The sequence below is a fragment of the Mycobacterium sp. 852013-50091_SCH5140682 genome, from assembly GCF_001665685.1.
In the GTDB taxonomy this organism is placed as follows: domain Bacteria; phylum Actinomycetota; class Actinomycetes; order Mycobacteriales; family Mycobacteriaceae; genus Mycobacterium.
In genome coordinates this window covers 31664-46319 of record NZ_LZTB01000097.1, presented here as the reverse complement: position 1 = coordinate 46319, position 14656 = coordinate 31664, and the positions used below count along the sequence as shown (strand labels likewise).

18 protein-coding genes and 3 tRNA genes are annotated in these 14656 nt (G+C 65.2%); 8 read left to right on the top strand and 13 right to left on the bottom strand.

Annotation, left to right across the window (positions count from 1 at the left end):
• Window positions 1–19 precede the first annotated feature (19 nt).
• The 5 genes from A5784_RS24480 (at window position 20) to A5784_RS24460 (ending at window position 5051) form a co-directional block, all read left to right on the top strand.
• Window positions 20–925 (top strand): alpha/beta fold hydrolase, encoded by a 906-nt coding sequence (locus A5784_RS24480; RefSeq protein WP_064947469.1) that lies wholly within the window; start codon window positions 20–22, stop codon window positions 923–925.
• A gap of 157 nt (window positions 926–1082) precedes the next feature.
• Window positions 1083–1955, top strand: a complete 873-nt coding sequence (locus tag A5784_RS24475; RefSeq protein WP_064947468.1) for a cyclopropane mycolic acid synthase family methyltransferase — start codon at window positions 1083–1085, stop codon at window positions 1953–1955.
• A gap of 196 nt (window positions 1956–2151) precedes the next feature.
• Window positions 2152–3012 (top strand): cyclopropane mycolic acid synthase family methyltransferase, encoded by an 861-nt coding sequence (locus tag A5784_RS24470; RefSeq protein ID WP_064947467.1) that lies wholly within the window; start codon window positions 2152–2154, stop codon window positions 3010–3012.
• 94 nt (window positions 3013–3106) lie between these two features.
• A complete protein-coding gene (locus A5784_RS24465) occupies window positions 3107–3802 on the top strand; it encodes a YciI family protein (protein WP_064947466.1) in 696 nt (231 codons plus the stop codon).
• A 7-nt stretch (window positions 3803–3809) separates the two neighbouring features.
• Window positions 3810–5051, top strand: coding sequence for an RNA polymerase sigma factor (locus A5784_RS24460; protein ID WP_064947465.1), 1242 nt, complete (start codon window positions 3810–3812; stop codon window positions 5049–5051).
• Between the two features lie 67 nt (window positions 5052–5118).
• Here A5784_RS24460 and rplA read toward each other — a convergent pair whose 3' ends face one another.
• The 13 genes from rplA to A5784_RS24395 form a co-directional block, all read right to left on the bottom strand.
• Window positions 5119–5826, bottom strand: a complete 708-nt coding sequence (gene rplA, locus A5784_RS24455; RefSeq protein WP_064947464.1) for a 50S ribosomal protein L1 — start codon at window positions 5824–5826, stop codon at window positions 5119–5121.
• A 72-nt stretch (window positions 5827–5898) separates the two neighbouring features.
• Window positions 5899–6327, bottom strand: coding sequence for a 50S ribosomal protein L11 (gene rplK / locus A5784_RS24450; RefSeq protein ID WP_018598681.1), 429 nt, complete (start codon window positions 6325–6327; stop codon window positions 5899–5901).
• A 66-nt stretch (window positions 6328–6393) separates the two neighbouring features.
• The gene (gene nusG, locus A5784_RS24445; RefSeq protein ID WP_064947463.1) at window positions 6394–7260 is read right to left on the bottom strand and encodes a transcription termination/antitermination protein NusG; all 867 of its coding nucleotides are present in this window, start codon (window positions 7258–7260) and stop codon (window positions 6394–6396) included.
• 28 nt (window positions 7261–7288) lie between these two features.
• Window positions 7289–7744, bottom strand: a complete 456-nt coding sequence (gene secE / locus A5784_RS24440) for a preprotein translocase subunit SecE (protein WP_064947462.1) — start codon at window positions 7742–7744, stop codon at window positions 7289–7291.
• Window positions 7745–7827: 83 nt separating this feature from the next.
• Window positions 7828–7900: transfer RNA gene (locus tag A5784_RS24435), tRNA-Trp, on the bottom strand.
• A gap of 175 nt (window positions 7901–8075) precedes the next feature.
• The gene (gene hadC, locus A5784_RS24430) at window positions 8076–8585 is read right to left on the bottom strand and encodes a (3R)-hydroxyacyl-ACP dehydratase subunit HadC (RefSeq protein ID WP_064947461.1); all 510 of its coding nucleotides are present in this window, start codon (window positions 8583–8585) and stop codon (window positions 8076–8078) included.
• Between the two features lie 13 nt (window positions 8586–8598).
• A complete protein-coding gene (gene hadB, locus A5784_RS24425) occupies window positions 8599–9027 on the bottom strand; it encodes a (3R)-hydroxyacyl-ACP dehydratase subunit HadB (protein ID WP_064947460.1) in 429 nt (142 codons plus the stop codon).
• Window positions 9014–9490 (bottom strand): (3R)-hydroxyacyl-ACP dehydratase subunit HadA, encoded by a 477-nt coding sequence (hadA, locus tag A5784_RS24420; RefSeq protein ID WP_064947459.1) that lies wholly within the window; start codon window positions 9488–9490, stop codon window positions 9014–9016. Before hadA ends, hadB begins: the two co-directional genes overlap by 14 nt.
• A gap of 10 nt (window positions 9491–9500) precedes the next feature.
• Window positions 9501–9668: a 50S ribosomal protein L33 gene (gene rpmG / locus A5784_RS24415; RefSeq protein ID WP_023985310.1), complete on the bottom strand. Its 168-nt coding sequence runs from the start codon at window positions 9666–9668 to the stop codon at window positions 9501–9503.
• Between the two features lie 34 nt (window positions 9669–9702).
• Window positions 9703–9776 (bottom strand) — tRNA-Met (locus tag A5784_RS24410).
• A 33-nt stretch (window positions 9777–9809) separates the two neighbouring features.
• Window positions 9810–9882, bottom strand: a tRNA-Thr gene (locus A5784_RS24405).
• Window positions 9883–10000: 118 nt separating this feature from the next.
• Window positions 10001–11236: a globin domain-containing protein gene (locus A5784_RS24400; protein WP_064947458.1), complete on the bottom strand. Its 1236-nt coding sequence runs from the start codon at window positions 11234–11236 to the stop codon at window positions 10001–10003.
• Complete coding sequence (locus A5784_RS24395) at window positions 11236–11694, bottom strand: RrF2 family transcriptional regulator (RefSeq protein ID WP_064947457.1); 459 nt, start codon at window positions 11692–11694, stop codon at window positions 11236–11238. The genes A5784_RS24400 and A5784_RS24395 overlap by 1 nt, the downstream gene beginning before the upstream one ends.
• A gap of 100 nt (window positions 11695–11794) precedes the next feature.
• On the opposite strand from A5784_RS24395, the gene A5784_RS24390 reads away from it, so the two are divergent.
• The 3 genes from A5784_RS24390 to A5784_RS24380 all read left to right on the top strand — a co-directional run bounded on the left by A5784_RS24390 (window position 11795) and on the right by A5784_RS24380 (window position 14640).
• Window positions 11795–12508, top strand: coding sequence for an MBL fold metallo-hydrolase (locus tag A5784_RS24390; protein ID WP_064947456.1), 714 nt, complete (start codon window positions 11795–11797; stop codon window positions 12506–12508).
• Between the two features lie 229 nt (window positions 12509–12737).
• Window positions 12738–13730, top strand: coding sequence for a phospholipase effector Tle1 domain-containing protein (locus A5784_RS24385; protein ID WP_064947455.1), 993 nt, complete (start codon window positions 12738–12740; stop codon window positions 13728–13730).
• Between the two features lie 67 nt (window positions 13731–13797).
• On the top strand, window positions 13798–14640 hold the full coding sequence (locus A5784_RS24380) for a DUF8453 domain-containing protein (protein WP_064947454.1): 843 nt from the start codon (window positions 13798–13800) through the stop codon (window positions 14638–14640).
• Window positions 14641–14656: the final 16 nt, after the last annotated feature.

The following is a 14656-nucleotide window of genomic DNA, read 5'->3' as shown; positions in this document are numbered from 1 at the left end:
GCTCACGCGAGGAGTATTGATGCAAGTGCGTACCGGCTATGCGAAGTCCGGCGACCTCGACATCTATTACGAGGACATGGGCGATCCGAACGACCCCGCGGTCCTGCTGATCATGGGTCTGGGCGCGCAGTTGTTGTTGTGGCGCAACGGTTTCTGCGAAAAGCTGGTCAACCAGGGGCTCCGCGTCATCCGCTATGACAATCGCGACGTTGGGCTGTCGAGCAAGTTGTCCGGGCAGCGCGTCGACACCCCGTTGTCGTTCCGGATGGCCCGCTCATTCCTGGGATTGCGCAGCCCGTCGGTGTACACACTTGAGGACATCGCCGACGACGCCGCGGCCCTGCTCGACCACCTCGGCATCGACAGCGCACACATCGTCGGCGGCTCGATGGGCGGGATGATCGCGCAGGTTTTCGCCGCGCAGTATCAGCACCGGACCAAGACCCTTGCGGTGATCTTCTCCAGTAACAACAAGGCGCTCCTGCCGCCGCCGGGGGTCAAGCAGCTGCTGTCGTTGATCACCGGCCCGCCGCCGGGTTCGACGCGAGATGCCATCATCGACAACGCCGTTCGGCTCGGCAAGCTCAACGGCAGCCCGGCCTACCCGACGCCCGACGACCAGATGCGCTCTGAGGCGGCGGAACTCTACGACCGGTCGTACTACCCGGCGGGCATTGCGCGGCATTTCGCCGCGATCCTCGGTAGCGGCAGCCTGTTGCACTACGACCGACACATCACGGCACCCACTGTGGTCATCCACGGCCTCGCGGACAGGTTGATGCGACCGTTCGGTGGACGCGCCGTGGCCAAGGCGATCGCAGGCGCCCGGCTGGTCTTGATCGACGGCATGGGGCACGAGCTACCTGAACCGGTGTGGGACGAGGTCGTCGGTGAGCTCAAGACGAACTTCTCCTGCATGAGCTAGTTCGTGAGTTTGCAACAAGACTCCTCCGATTACGCATTTGCCGGGCCGGCGAAGCTCGGTAGCTGGCTGATGCCGGTTTAGGCTTTGCTGCAGTCTGGGGTGGACTCATCAAATGGTGATGCGGCGCAGCCCTCGGACGGCTCCGAGAGGCAACACCATGGCCAAACATCCGGCCAAGCTCACGCCGAAATTCGAAGACGTACAGGCCCATTACGACCTGTCCGACGACTTCTTCGCCCTGTTCCTGGATTCCAGCAGGACCTACAGCTGCGCGTACTTCGAACGCGAGGACATGTCACTGGACGAGGCCCAGCTGGCGAAGATCGATCTGTCCCTCGGCAAGTTGGGGCTGCAGCCCGGCATGACCTTGCTCGACGTCGGATGTGGTTGGGGCGCAACGATGATGCGCGCGCTGGAGCGTTACGACGTCAACGTCGTCGGCCTCACACTGAGCCGCAATCAGCTGGCCCACGTGCAGCAGTTGTTCGACGCTTCGGACAGCCCGCGCAACAAGCGCGTGTTGCTCAGTGGTTGGGAGCAGTTCGACGAACCGGTGGACCGCATCGTGTCGATCGGCGCCTTCGAGCATTTCGGCCACGAGCGCTACGCCGACTTCTTCCGGTTCGCCCACAACGCGCTGCCACCCGACGGCGTGATGCTGCTGCACACCATCACCGGCCTGCATCCCAAGCAGGCGCAGGAGCGCGGTATCCCGCTGACGTTCGATATGGCCCGGTTCATCAGGTTCATCGTCACCGAGATCTTCCCGGGCGGGCGTCTCCCGACCATCGAGATGGTCGAAGAACACGCTGGACAGGCGGGGTTCACCCTGACCCGCAGGCAGTCGCTGCAATCGCACTACGCACGCACCTTGGACCTGTGGGCGGCGGCGCTGCAGGACCACCGTGACGAGGCCATCGCGATCCAGTCGGAAGAGGTCTTCGACCGGTACATGCACTACCTGACCGGCTGCGCGAACGCGTTCCGGATCGGCTACATCGACGTAAACCAGTTCACTCTGCAGCGCTAGGCGTGTCGCCTCAAGCTTCGCTACCACGCCGCACGCAATCAGATTCCCGCTGGCACCGATGATGCGGCAGGCAACGTGGCGCCCATCACATGTTTGCCAGGTCAATTCGTTGACAGCAGTCGAGGCCTACCGGCCTTGACCTGCTGTAGGCTGACTTTTCGCGAGGGAAATCTATACGCTTGGAGTAATTTCGAACATGTCAGAATTGACGCCGAAATACGAAGAACTGCAGTCGATCTACGACATTTCGAATGAATTCTATGAACTGTTCCTCGGCCCGACAATGGGCTACACGTGCGGGTACTTCGAACGCGAAGACATGACCGGCGACGAGGCGCAGATCGCCAAGTTCGACCTGGCGCTGGGCAAGCTCGGCCTGGAACCCGGCATGACGCTGCTCGACGTCGGCTGCGGGTGGGGCGCCTGCATGGCGCGGGCCATCGAGAAGTACGACGTCAACGTCATCGGCCTGACCCTGTCCGGCGAGCAGCGCGAGTACGCCATCAAGAAGCTCGCGAAGGTCCCCACCGACCGCAAGGTCGAGGTGCGCCTGCAGGGCTGGGAAGAGTTCGAGGACAAGGTCGACCGCATCGTGTCGATCGGCGCGTTCGAGCACTTCGGATTCGACCGCTACCCGGCCTTCTTCAAGATGGCCTATGACGCGCTGCCCGACGACGGCACCATGCTTCTGCACAACATCACCGGGTTCGATCTGCGTCAAGGCCAGAAACTCGGCCTGCACATGACGTTCGAGGACGCCCGCTTCGCCCGGTTCATCATGACCGAGATCTTCCCCGGCGGCCGGCTGCCCTCGGTGGAGATGGAGCAGGAGAAGGCCACCGAAGCCGGGTTCAAGATCACCCAGCTGCAGGAGATCGGCCCGCACTACGTCCGGACCCTCAAGATCTGGGCCGACGCGCTCGAGGCCCACAAGGACGAGGCCATCGCGATCCAGGGCCAAGAGGTCTACGACCGCTACGACAAGTACCTCAACGGGTGCCAGAAGTACTTCGCCTCGGGTCACATCAGCGTCCACCAGTTCACGCTGCAGAAGTAATTTCGCGCGAGCTGTCGGATCGGGGCAGCGTCGTTCGTCGGATGGGTAGAGAGTGGAACAGCAGGTTCTCACTCGCTGACACCGGGAGACGACGATGCACTACTTCGCCCTACTGATCAATCGGGAGAACGCACTCACCCCTGAGCAGGGTGCCGCCGAGATGTCGGCGTACCTGGACTTCCATGCCAAGGCGGCGCCGGCTATTCGTGCCGGCGATGCGCTGACCCCGGCCGCAGGTGCTGTCCGCATCTCCGGCGGACCGGACAATCCGACCGTCACCGACGGGCCGTTCGCCGAGGGTGCCGAGGTGGCCGCCGGCTACTACGTGTTCGAGGCCGACAACCTCGACGAGGCCCTCGCGCTGGCCCGCGACATCCCTGCGGCCAAGTACGGCGCGGTCGAGGTGTGGCCCATGGTCCACTGGCGGGCACCCGAGCAGCCGCTGCGCAACGACTGGCTGGCCCTGCTGTTGGAACCGCCGGAGGCCGTCAACGTGCCCGGCACCGACGAGTGGAACAAGCGAGCCGCTCTGCATGTCGAGTTGGCCAAGACCATCGGCGACAAGACGCTTGCCGGTGCGCCGCTGCATCCGCCGTCGACCGCGACCACGGTGCAGGTGCGCGACGGCAAGGTGTCATTCACCGACGGCCCGTACGCGGAGGGTGCCGAGGTGGCCAACGGGTTCTACGTGCTGCGTGCCGCTGATCGCGACGAGGCGGTCAAGCTGGCATCGATGATCCCGGCCTCGGCCATCGAGGTTCGGCAGTTGTCCGGCATCGCGGGGCTGTAGTTCCCCGGTGACCCAGCTGGACGGCGTCTTCCGGCGGGAGTGGGGTCCCGCCGTGGCCACCATCGCGCGGTGGTCCGGCGATCTCGGTGTCGCCGAAGACGCCGTCCAGGACGCCTGCGCGCAGGCGCTGCGGACCTGGCCGTCCGACGGGATGCCGACCAACCCGGGCGCATGGTTGACGACCGTCGCGCGCAACCGGGCCCTCGACCGCCTGCGACGTGAATCTTCGCGTGCGGGAAAGGAATTGGCGGCAGTGCACGAGGAGGCGACGGCGCGCGACAACGCCCGCGAACTGCATCCCGTTCGCGACGACGAACTGCGGATGATGTTCACGTGCGCCCACCCGGCACTCGACCGGGCTTCGCAATTGGCTCTCACGCTACGGCTGATCTCCGGTCTCACCGTGGCCGAGATCGCCCGAGCGCTGCTGCAGTCCGAGGCTGCGGTAGGTCAACGGCTCACCCGCGCCAAACACAAGATCCGCCAAGCCAATATCCCGTTGCGCGTGCCGCCGCCGGAGCTGCTGCCCGAACGCACGCCGCACGTGATGGCTTGTGTCTATTCGGTGTTCACCGAGGGCTACTGGTCGACAGCGGGGCCGTCGGCCATTCGGGACGAACTGTGCGACGAGGGTGTGCGGCTGGCCGGTGAACTGTGTTCGCTACTGCCTGCCGACCGTGACGCGCACGCATTGGCAGCCCTTGTCCTGCTGCATGATTCGCGGCGGCGGACCCGCGTGGACGAGGGCGGTGCGCTGGTGCCGCTCGACGAGCAGGACCGAAACCGTTGGGACCGTGGCCGTATCGCGCGCGGGTTGGACCAGCTGCGGCTCGCCGAGGGAGCGACTGGCCCCTATCTGCCGCAGGCCGTGATCGCGGCCCTGCACGCCACCGCACCGAGCTGGCAGCTCACCGATTGGTCCGTCATCTGCCAGGCCTACGACCGGCTGCTCGAGCTCGGCGAATCCCCGGTAGTGCGCGCCAATCGCGCTGTGGCCGTTGCGTTTCGCGACGGATTCGACGCTGGGCTGGCGGCGCTCGACGAGGTGGCCGACGACCCACGGCTGGCCCGCTCCAGCATCGTCGCCTCGATCCGGGCGGATCTGCTGCGTCGCGCCGGGCGCCGCCGAGATGCCCTGCACTGGTACGGGATCGCGCTGGCGAGCGACAACGTCTCCGCGCCGGCCGCGGCGTTCCTGCGTCGCCGCATCGCCGAACTCAGCGCACAAACGCCGAATGGCCAGTTATGACACGCGATTCGAGGAATCTTGTGCCGTAACTGGCCACTCGGGCTAAAAGTTGCGCGGCTCCGCTGCGCTACGCCTCCGTGAAGTTCCGGGTCACCGCCGGGTCAACCGGGATGCCCGGGCCCGTGGTGGTGGAGACGGTCACCTTCTTGAGGTAGCGACCCTTCGAGGACGACGGCTTGGCGCGCAGCACCTCGTCGAGCGCGGCGCCGTAGTTCTCGGCCAGCTTGGCCTCGTCGAAGGACGCCTTGCCGATGATGAAGTGCAGGTTGGCCTGCTTGTCGACACGGAAGTTGATCTTGCCGCCCTTGATGTCCTGAACGGCCTTGGCGACATCCGGGGTGACGGTGCCGGTCTTGGGGTTCGGCATCAGCCCGCGCGGGCCCAGCACGCGAGCGATCCGACCGACCTTGGCCATCTGATCCGGGGTGGCGATCGCGGCGTCGAAGTCCAGGAAGCCGCCCTGGATCTTCTCGATCAGGTCGTCGCTGCCGACCACGTCAGCGCCGGCGGCAGTAGCCTGCTCGGCCTTCTCCCCCACGGCGAACACCGCGACGCGCGCGGTCTTACCGGTGCCGTGCGGCAGGTTGACGGTGCCACGGACCATCTGGTCCGCCTTGCGGGGGTCGACGCCCAGGCGGATGGCCACCTCGACGGTCGCGTCCTGCTTCTTGGACGACGTCTCCTTGGCCAGCTTCGCGGCCTCGAGCGGCGTGTAGAGCTTGTCCTTGTCGACCTTCTCGGCCGCTTCGCGATATGCCTTGCTGTTCTTGCTCATTGAAAATCCAATCGTGTCTGTTGGAGTCGTGGTTCCCGAGCCGATGCCAGCTCTCCCACGCTTTCCGGAGTCTTACTCGACGGTGATACCCATGGAACGGGCGGTACCAGCGATGATCTTCGCCGCGGCGTCGATGTCGTTGGCGTTGAGATCGGCCTTCTTGGTCTCGGCGATCTCGCGCACCTGGTCCCAGCTCACCTTGGCGACCTTGGTCTTGTGCGGCTCACCCGAACCCTTGGGCACGCCGGCAGCCTTGAGCAGCAGCCGAGCGGCGGGCGGGGTCTTGAGGGCGAACGTGAAGCTGCGGTCCTCGTAGACGGTGATCTCCACGGGGATGACGTTGCCGCGCTGCGACTCGGTCGCGGCGTTGTACGCCTTGCAGAACTCCATGATGTTGACGCCGTGCTGACCAAGCGCAGGGCCAACCGGCGGGGCAGGGTTGGCCTGCCCGGCCTGGATCTGCAGCTTGATGAGCCCGGCGACCTTCTTCTTCGGGGCCATGCTGTGGTGTTCCTTACTCGCTTATCCGAGGGCGCGTGCCGCGCCCGCTGTTCTAGCCGTTACCGGCTAAATCTTGGCGACCTGGGTGAAGGTCAGTTCGACAGGTGTTTCGCGGCCGAAGATGGACACCAGCACCTTGAGCTTCTGCTGTTCGGCGTTGACCTCGCTGATGGAGGCAGGCAGCGTCGCGAACGGACCGTCCATGACGGTGACGGACTCGCCGACCTCGAAATCGACCAGGATCTCCGGACGTTCCAGCGTGGCCTCGGTCGACGCGGCGGCGGCAGCGGCGGGTGCCTTGCCCGCAGCGGCCTTCTTGGCGGCGCCCTGCGGCAGCAGGAACTTCACGACGTCGTCGAGGGCCAGCGGGGACGGCCGCGAGGTCGCACCGACAAAGCCCGTCACGCCGGGGGTGTTGCGCACGGCGCCCCACGACTCGTCGTTGAGCTCCATGCGCACCAGGATGTAGCCCGGCAGCACCTTGCGGTTGACCTGCTTGCGCTGGCCGTTCTTGATCTCGGTGACCTCTTCGGTGGGCACTTCCACCTGGAAGATGTAGTCGCCGACGTCGAGGTTCTGCACGCGGGTCTCGAGGTTGGCCTTCACCTTGTTCTCGTAACCGGCGTACGAGTGGATCACGTACCAGTCGCCGGGCCGCAGACGCAGGTCCTTCTTGAGCGCGACGGCCGGGTCTTCGTCCTCGTCGGCCGCAGGGGCTTCCTCAGCGACCGGAGCGTCCTCGTCGGCCGCGGCCTCCTCAGCGGGGGCCTCCTCGGCGGACGCCTCGTCGGCGTCGCTGTCGGCGGTGTCCTCACCACCGGTGGTCTCTTCGACTGTTTCGTCGACGGTCTCCGCCACAACGGCATCTCCACCGTCTTCGACACTGACGGTCTCGTCGGCGAGTGTCTGCTCATCGCCGTCGAACGTGGTCACGTTGTCAGTCCTCTCATCAAATCTCGGGTCAGGTGCCGAAAACCAACGACACCAGCCGTGCCAGGCCCAGGTCCACACCTGAAATAAGCGCGACCATGAACATCAGGAAGACCAGCACCACCGAGGTGTAGCTGACCATCTGCTTGCGGTTGGGCCAGATCACCTTCCGAAGTTCGGCAACAACCTGCTTGAGGTAGTTGATGACGAACATGATCGGATTGCTCGACGGACCGCCGGCAGCCTTCTTGGTCTTTTTAGTCTTACCGGCGCCGTTCTTGGCGGCATCCTTCGACTCGGCGGTGTCTTCACCGCTGTCGGTCTCGTCGCCCTCAGCCTCGCTGGGCACTCCACGGCGGGACCGCTTACCGGTCGGGCGCAGCGGCCTGGTCACAACCGCGGTCTGACCGTGGTTGTCGCCGGAGGAGCCATGGGCGTCGGTCCCAGTGTCGTCTGCGGAGCCGGCACCTTCGCGCTCGTCGCTCACCGCATACTCCGTTTCTTTCGCTAGCGGACTGATGTGTTGGGGTCACCTTCCAGTGTCCACACCTTGTCGAATATTCAGTTGAGCAGGGGCGACAGGACTTGAACCTGCAACCTGCGGTTTTGGAGACCGCTGCTCTGCCAGTTGAGCTACGCCCCTTCAGCGATGGCAAGGTTTTACCTCGTCATCACGTCTTTCGTCCAGGGCTCACACAATTCGCGCGCTCCCCGTTCGCTCGATCAAGCCGACGGACAGCGCGCTGAAATGGGAAAAACCCCGAGAGCCGAGTGTACCCCGGCGTGGGTATCAACGACTAATCGCGTCGGTCACCCGACTATTCCCCAGCTGCCTTGCGGATGACCTGGCCGGATTCCGGATCCCACTTGACCTGGATGGAGTGATCGCCTTCGTGACCCATCATCGTGGTGATGGCCTCCAACACGATCTCGCCGTCGTCATCGGTGCAGACGTTGTGGGTGACGACGATGTCCGCGCCGAACCGTTCCTCGACCGACGTGATCTCCATGACGGCGTGCAGCTGATCGCCGGCCTTGAGCGGCCTGCGGTAGACGAACTTCTGGTCCACCTGGACGATCTGCATGGTCTGCATGCCGACGTCGACGTGCTTGAAGAAGTGCTGCTGAACCAGAAGCGCCAGAGTCGAGGCGAAGGTCAGCGGTGCGACCAAGGCATCGTGGCCCAGTTCGGCCGCGGCCGCCTCGTCGTGACTCGCCGGGTCGAAGGCCTTGACGGCCCTGGCGTACTGGCGGATCTGCTCACGGCCGATCAGAAACGGATCCGGATATTTCCAGACCATGCCGCGGATATCGGTTTTGAGAGCCATGCTCCCACCCTCTCTAAGCCAGTTGTGCGGTGGCGACAGCGCGCCCGAAGATCTTCTTCCCGCCGGTGGTGGCCGAGATGGCGATGGTGACCAGCTTGTCCTCGGGGTCGACGGACTTGATCCGGCCGTTGAAGACGATCTCCGCGCCGACACCGTCGTTGGGGACCGGTACCACCGCGGTGAACCGGACGTTGTACTCCTTCACCGCGGCGGGATCGCCGACCCAGGAGGTGACGTAGCCACCGCCGAGGCCCATGGTGAGCATGCCGTGCGCGATCGCGGTGTCGAGGCCGACCTGCTTGGCGATCTCGTCGTCCCAGTGGATCGGGTTGAGGTCGCCGGAGACGCCCGCGTAGTTGACCAGATCACCACGGGTCAGCGGGATGATCTTCTCAGGAAGCGTGTCCCCGACCTTGACCGAACTGAACTCACGCAGCGCCATCAGAAAAGCCCTCTCCATCTTCGCCCGTGCGGCCCGCAAGGGCCGTAAAGGTCTCCTGCACCACATCACCGGCGTCGTCGGTGATGATGGTCTTGAACACGATGAGATCGGTGCCGTGCGCTTGCCGGACCGAGTCCACGTAGACGTCCGCGTAGAGCTTGTCGCCCGCGAAAATCGGTTTGATGAACTTCAGCGCCTGGTCGACCTGGACGATCTGGGAGTCCTCGACACCGATGTTGGCGTCGGTCAAGAACGCCAACTGGGCCTGGTAACCGAAAATGCAGATGAAGGTCAGCGCCGCAGGCAGCTTGGTGTGACCGAGTTCGGCTGCGGCCTTCTCGTCGTGAAAGTACGCACCGTCGTTCTTGACGGCGAGCGCGTGCTCCCGAATTTTCTCGCGACCGACCTCGTAGTGCTCGGGATAGCGGAAATGCTTCCCGACGAGCTTCGACGATAGAGCCACGAGCGTTGGGCTACCGCGACTCTTTGTGCGGCTGGTGGTGCCCGCAGTTCGGGCAGAACTTCTTGATTTCCAGCCGATCGGGGTCGTTGCGGCGGTTCTTCTTGGTGATGTAGTTACGGTGCTTGCACACCTCGCAGGCCAAAGTGATCTTCGGCCGAACGTCCGTACTCGACGCCACGTCAGCTGCCCTCTTTCACGTCTATTTGTCCCTGTAGCGGTGGGGGGGCTCGATCCCCCGACCTCACGATTATGAGTCGTGCGCTCTAACCAGCTGAGCTACACCGCCCCGATAGGCACGGGCATCGCTCCGCGACCACCGAGCCCCCTAACGGAATCGAACCGTTGACCTTTTCCTTACCATGGAAACGCTCTGCCGACTGAGCTAAGGGGGCCTACCTACTTCGGCCCGCGGCTGTAAGCCGTGGGCCTTAAAGAGGGTACAGCTTCCCCGGCAGCCGCACCAAACCGCTGGTCAACACGGCTGCCGGGAGGCATTTTCGGCGTTGGGCGTCAGTCGAGCAGCCAGTCGTTGGGTGCGAACAGCTCGCAGTGCACCCGCTCCAGACCGATCCCGCGCTCGCTCAGCTGGGTCCGCACGGCCGCGACGAAGCCGGCACCACCGCACAGGTAGATCTCGGCGTCCACCGGCAGTTCGATACCCGCCAGGTTCAGCAGGCCCGGGTGTGCGCCCGGGGTGCCCACGGTGGCGCCGTCCTCGTACCAGACGTCGAGGCTCGCGTTCGGCAGCGCCTCGACCAGCTCGTGCTGGCGTTCCCGCAGCGGATGGCTGGTGTCGCTGCGATCGGCGTGCAGCACCCGCACATGGGTGTCCGGCCGCTCGGCGGCGAGGTGCTCCAGGATCCCGATCATGGGGGTGATGCCGATGCCCGCCGAGATCAGCACCAGCGCCTTGCCCTCGGTGCCGGACGCATGCAGGTCGCCGAACGGCACGGTCACGTCGAGCAGATCCCCGACGCACAGGTTGGCGCGAATCCAGGTCGACACCTCGCCCGCGGGCTGTGCCGAGGTCACGTCGACAGGCTTCACCGCGAAGGTCAGATCAGTGGTTCCGGCGTCGTTGACGAGGCTGTACTGACGCAGCTGGCGGGCGCCGTCGGGCAGCGTTACCCCCACCGAAACATATTGGCCCGGAAGGAAATTCACGGGTGCATCGGAACGGACGGTGACGAGCACAGCACCCGAAGGGTCGTCGACGCGCGAGACCACCCGCAGCCGCCGGAACACGTCACCGGGCTCGATGCCCGCGTCGGAGTAGAGACCGTTCTCCAGCTCGATGAGCGTGTCGGCCATGATCCAGTAGACCCGGTCCCAGGCCTCGGCCACCTCCGCCGTCACCGTCTCGGCGCCAAGCACATCGACGATCGCCGCGAACAGGTTTTCGTGGACCACCGGGTAAAGATCGGCGGTCACACCCAACGAGGCGTGCTTGTGCCCGATCCGCGACAGCAGTTCGGCCGGATGCGGCAGCGCCGGGTCGACCAGGTGCGTGGCGAAGGTCGCGATCGACGCGGCGAGCGCGCGCTGCTGCGATCCTTGCGCCTGGTTGCCGCGGTTGAACAGGTTGCGCAACAGCGCCGGATGGTTGCCGAACAGCCGGCGGTAGAACTCCTTGGTGATCTCGTCGATGTTGGCACCGATCAGCGGCAGCGTCGCCGTGACGATCTCGGCGTGGTGCGGCTCGAGCTCGACCCTCACGGCTGAGGGCTCGGGCGTGGTGACGGTCATCATTGGGTCCTTTCTCCGGTGAGTTGTAAAACAATCGGAAGGCCGGCCGAGAAGCCGATGCCTCCTGACAGATCGGTGACCGTGTGGCGGTCGAGTTCGGCGTAGAACGCCGCTTTGGCCTCGGCCAACGCGCGGCGCAGCCGGCATGCCGCGATCAACGGACACGGGTGCTCGCCGCCGCATTCGATGACCTCGCGGTCGCCTTCGAGTTCGCGCACCAGCGCGCCGATCGATGCGGTACGGCCGGCCTCGGTCAGCACCAGTCCCCCGACGCGGCCGCGCCGGGCGTGCACCATGCCGAGCTCCGCCAGCCGCGATACGGCCTTGGCGACGTGATGCTCGGACGCGTTGGCGCTCGCCGCGATGGTGCGCGTGGTGACCCGGCGGCCGGACGACTCTGCCGAGGCCAGCAGCATCAGCGTGCGGAGGCCCAGATCGGTGAACCGGGTCAGTTGCATGGCTTCACGCTATTAAATTCCGCATTCTTGATGCGACTTTTAGCGCTGTGCGCTTAAACACCGCGTGAAGTGCGGTTTTTTGACCTGCAATGATGGGCAGATGTCTCAGGATCGCCTGTACTTCAAGCAGCTCTTGTCGGGTCGCGACTTCGCCGCCGACGACATGATCGCCCAGCAGATGCGCAACTTCGCCTACCTGATCGGCGATCGCGAGACCGGCGAGGCACTGGTGGTCGATCCGGCCTACGCCGCGGGTGATCTGGTCGATGCGCTGGAAGCCGACGGCATGCGCTTGGCGGGCGTGCTGGTCACCCACCACCACCCCGACCACGTCGGCGGGTCGATGATGGGTTTCGAGCTCAAGGGCCTGGCCGAGTTACTGGACCGCACCGAGGTCCCCGTACACGTCAATACCCATGAGGCTGACTGGGTTTCGCGCGTCACCGGCATCCCACTGAGCAGCCTGACCCGCCACCAGCACGGCGACAAGGTCAGCGTCGGCGCCGTCGACATCGAATTGCTGCACACGCCCGGCCATACCCCCGGCAGTCAGTGCTTCCTGCTCGACGGACGACTGGTCGCCGGCGACACGCTGTTCCTCGAGGGCTGTGGCCGCACCGACTTTCCTGGCGGCAACGTCGACGACATGTTCCGCAGCCTGCAATCGCTGGCCCAGCTGCCGGGCGATCCGATGGTGTTTCCCGGCCATTGGTACTCGGCCGAGCCCAGCGCTTCGCTGGCCGAGGTCAAGCGCAGCAACTACGTGTACCGCGCATCAGACCTGCAGCAGTGGCGCTCGCTGATGGGTGGCTGACAGCTGCCCGTACGGCTTGCCGAGCACGGATCTGACCGGCTTCCCGACCTGGCGTAACGGAACTTTCCTGCATGTCGCAGTGTCGCGACCGACTTCGTCGGCAATACGGTTGCATACGCAAAAACCCGCGTGAATGAGCAAATAGAGTAGCGCAATACTCAGGACACCGTTTCGATACCCCGGCAAACTGATTGAGCAGTCTTCCTCGTTTGTTCCGTCGGGGGTCGTTGTGAAAAATATAGTGCTGTGCTTCGACCACACAGATGAGCGTCCCGGTCCACGAGACGCGACCAACACTGAGGCGTTGTTCCGGTTGCTGGACATCGACGACGAGCAGCTCGGCTGGTACCACTCGGGCGCTACGTCGTGTCGCATGAGATTCTCCCGGCGCCGTCGCGCCGCCGCAGTGACCGAAGCGCGCAGCGCACTGCTGGAGGCCTACCGCTTTCTCGGCGACTGCTGGGAACCCGGCGATGCCATCTACCTGTTCGGCGGCGCCGACGGCGGCCACCGGGCCCGTGAACTGGCAGCACTGCTCGGCTCGGTCGGGTTGTTGCCGGAGGGCTCGGACGATCTGGTCAGCTATGCGCTGGCCACCTACGCGCTGCCCCGCACGGCACGCACCGCGCAGGACTGGGAACATGTCAAAGGGTTGGCTGCCGAGTTGATCGGACATGCCGAAAGCACGGTCCCCGTACGGTTTTTGGGCCTCTGGGATGTCGTGCGCATCCCCGGCGCCGGCCGTCGGACCGCCCCGCTGACCAATGTCGAAAGCGGACGGCACGCGCTGGCCATCGACGCGCTGCGCCCGGCCGCGCGGGACGGCGACGCCATCGACGAGGTCTGGTTCCGCGGCGGGCACTGCGACATCGCGGGCGGCACCGGCGCGTGCTGGGCGCTGGCCGACATCGCCATGGATTGGATGCTCGAAGGAGCCGTCGACGCCGGCCTGCGGGTCCCCGTGCGCCTGTCCACGCCCACCGACCTCGATGCGCTGGCGGGTACCGCCGCGACCTTCGGCATGGTCCGGCCGCCGCTGGATGCCGCCGTGCACGCCAGTGTCGAGCTGTATCTACGCGCGCACCCGCAGTACTGGCGGCGCCTGCCGGCCCGCATCGAGTGGGCCGATGCCGATTGGCTGGCGCGCGGCGAGCGCCTGCTGCCCGTGCCCGCCCAGGCCGAGCCCGCGACGGCCGTCGCCCTCACGGCTGCCGCTTCCTGAAACTTTGCTGACCACGATCGGCCCGGCACCCACCGGTACGTGATATAAGCCTGTGGTGGGGACTTTTATGCGCATCACGGGTTCAATCACCGATCGGGGGCGCGAGTTGGCTGAGTTCAATCCTGGCGCGTGGACGGCGGTGGCGGCGTGGGTCGCCATCGCCGTCGTCGTCGCCGCCCTGATCTACGGGTGGCGGCAGTACCTCAAGGCCAGAGACAAGCGCGCCGAGCTGACCCAGCCGAACGTCTCGATGTTCATGGAACCCAGCGGATCCGACTGGCATCTGGTCGAACTGGTCGTGCGCAACTACGGCCAGACTCCGGCCTACGGGTTGCGCTTCGAATTCGCCAACCCGCCGACCGTCGGCAAGTACGAGAGTTCCTACGACGACAACTACGTCGACATCGTCCCCCTCAACCTGCCCGCGGAGATTCCCTATCTGGCGCCGTCGCAGGAATGGCGGATCGTGTGGGATTCCGCGCTGGACCGCAAACAGCTCGGCGAGGCCATCGCGTCGCGATTCGACGGCGCCGTCACCTATTACGATCAGCCGCCCTCGGGCGGGAAGCCTGCCGGCAAGAAGTTCCGCAACACGGCCGTCCTCGACTGGGCCACGCTGCCGCCGGTCGACCGCATGGAACTGCTGACCACCCACGACCGGGCCCGCCAGGAGAAGCAGAAGCTCGAGCTGCTGCGCGGCGTACTCAACTACTTCCAGTACGCGGCCAAGGAGACCGACGAGCAAACGCTGCGTTCGGAGATCAACCGCATCAACGCGCTCGGCGCGGAGGTCCGTGAGCGGTGGAAGAGCCGCTACGAGACCACCGAAGACGAGGACGACGACGAGGATTACGACGACGACGATCCCGAGACCGAGCTGATCAATCCGCGCGGGCGCCACAACGCCTGAGTCAGTCCGCCCCGTA

Bases quoted from the DNA above. Each gene is read 5' to 3' on its own strand.
- A5784_RS24480 (WP_064947469.1), top strand. From the start codon at position 20: ATGCAAGTGCGTACCGGCTATGCGAAGTCCGGCGACCTCGACATCTAT.
- A5784_RS24475 (WP_064947468.1), top strand. From the start codon at position 1,083: ATGGCCAAACATCCGGCCAAGCTCACGCCGAAATTCGAAGACGTACAG.
- A5784_RS24470 (WP_064947467.1), top strand. From the start codon at position 2,152: ATGTCAGAATTGACGCCGAAATACGAAGAACTGCAGTCGATCTACGAC.
- A5784_RS24465 (WP_064947466.1), top strand. From the start codon at position 3,107: ATGCACTACTTCGCCCTACTGATCAATCGGGAGAACGCACTCACCCCT.
- rplA (WP_064947464.1), bottom strand. From the start codon at position 5,826: ATGAGCAAGAACAGCAAGGCATATCGCGAAGCGGCCGAGAAGGTCGAC.
- rplK (WP_018598681.1), bottom strand. From the start codon at position 6,327: ATGGCCCCGAAGAAGAAGGTCGCCGGGCTCATCAAGCTGCAGATCCAG.
- hadC (WP_064947461.1), bottom strand. From the start codon at position 8,585: ATGGCTCTCAAAACCGATATCCGCGGCATGGTCTGGAAATATCCGGAT.
- hadB (WP_064947460.1), bottom strand. From the start codon at position 9,027: ATGGCGCTGCGTGAGTTCAGTTCGGTCAAGGTCGGGGACACGCTTCCT.
- A5784_RS24400 (WP_064947458.1), bottom strand. From the start codon at position 11,236: ATGACCGTCACCACGCCCGAGCCCTCAGCCGTGAGGGTCGAGCTCGAG.
- A5784_RS24395 (WP_064947457.1), bottom strand. From the start codon at position 11,694: ATGCAACTGACCCGGTTCACCGATCTGGGCCTCCGCACGCTGATGCTG.
- A5784_RS24390 (WP_064947456.1), top strand. From the start codon at position 11,795: ATGTCTCAGGATCGCCTGTACTTCAAGCAGCTCTTGTCGGGTCGCGAC.
- A5784_RS24380 (WP_064947454.1), top strand. From the start codon at position 13,798: ATGCGCATCACGGGTTCAATCACCGATCGGGGGCGCGAGTTGGCTGAG.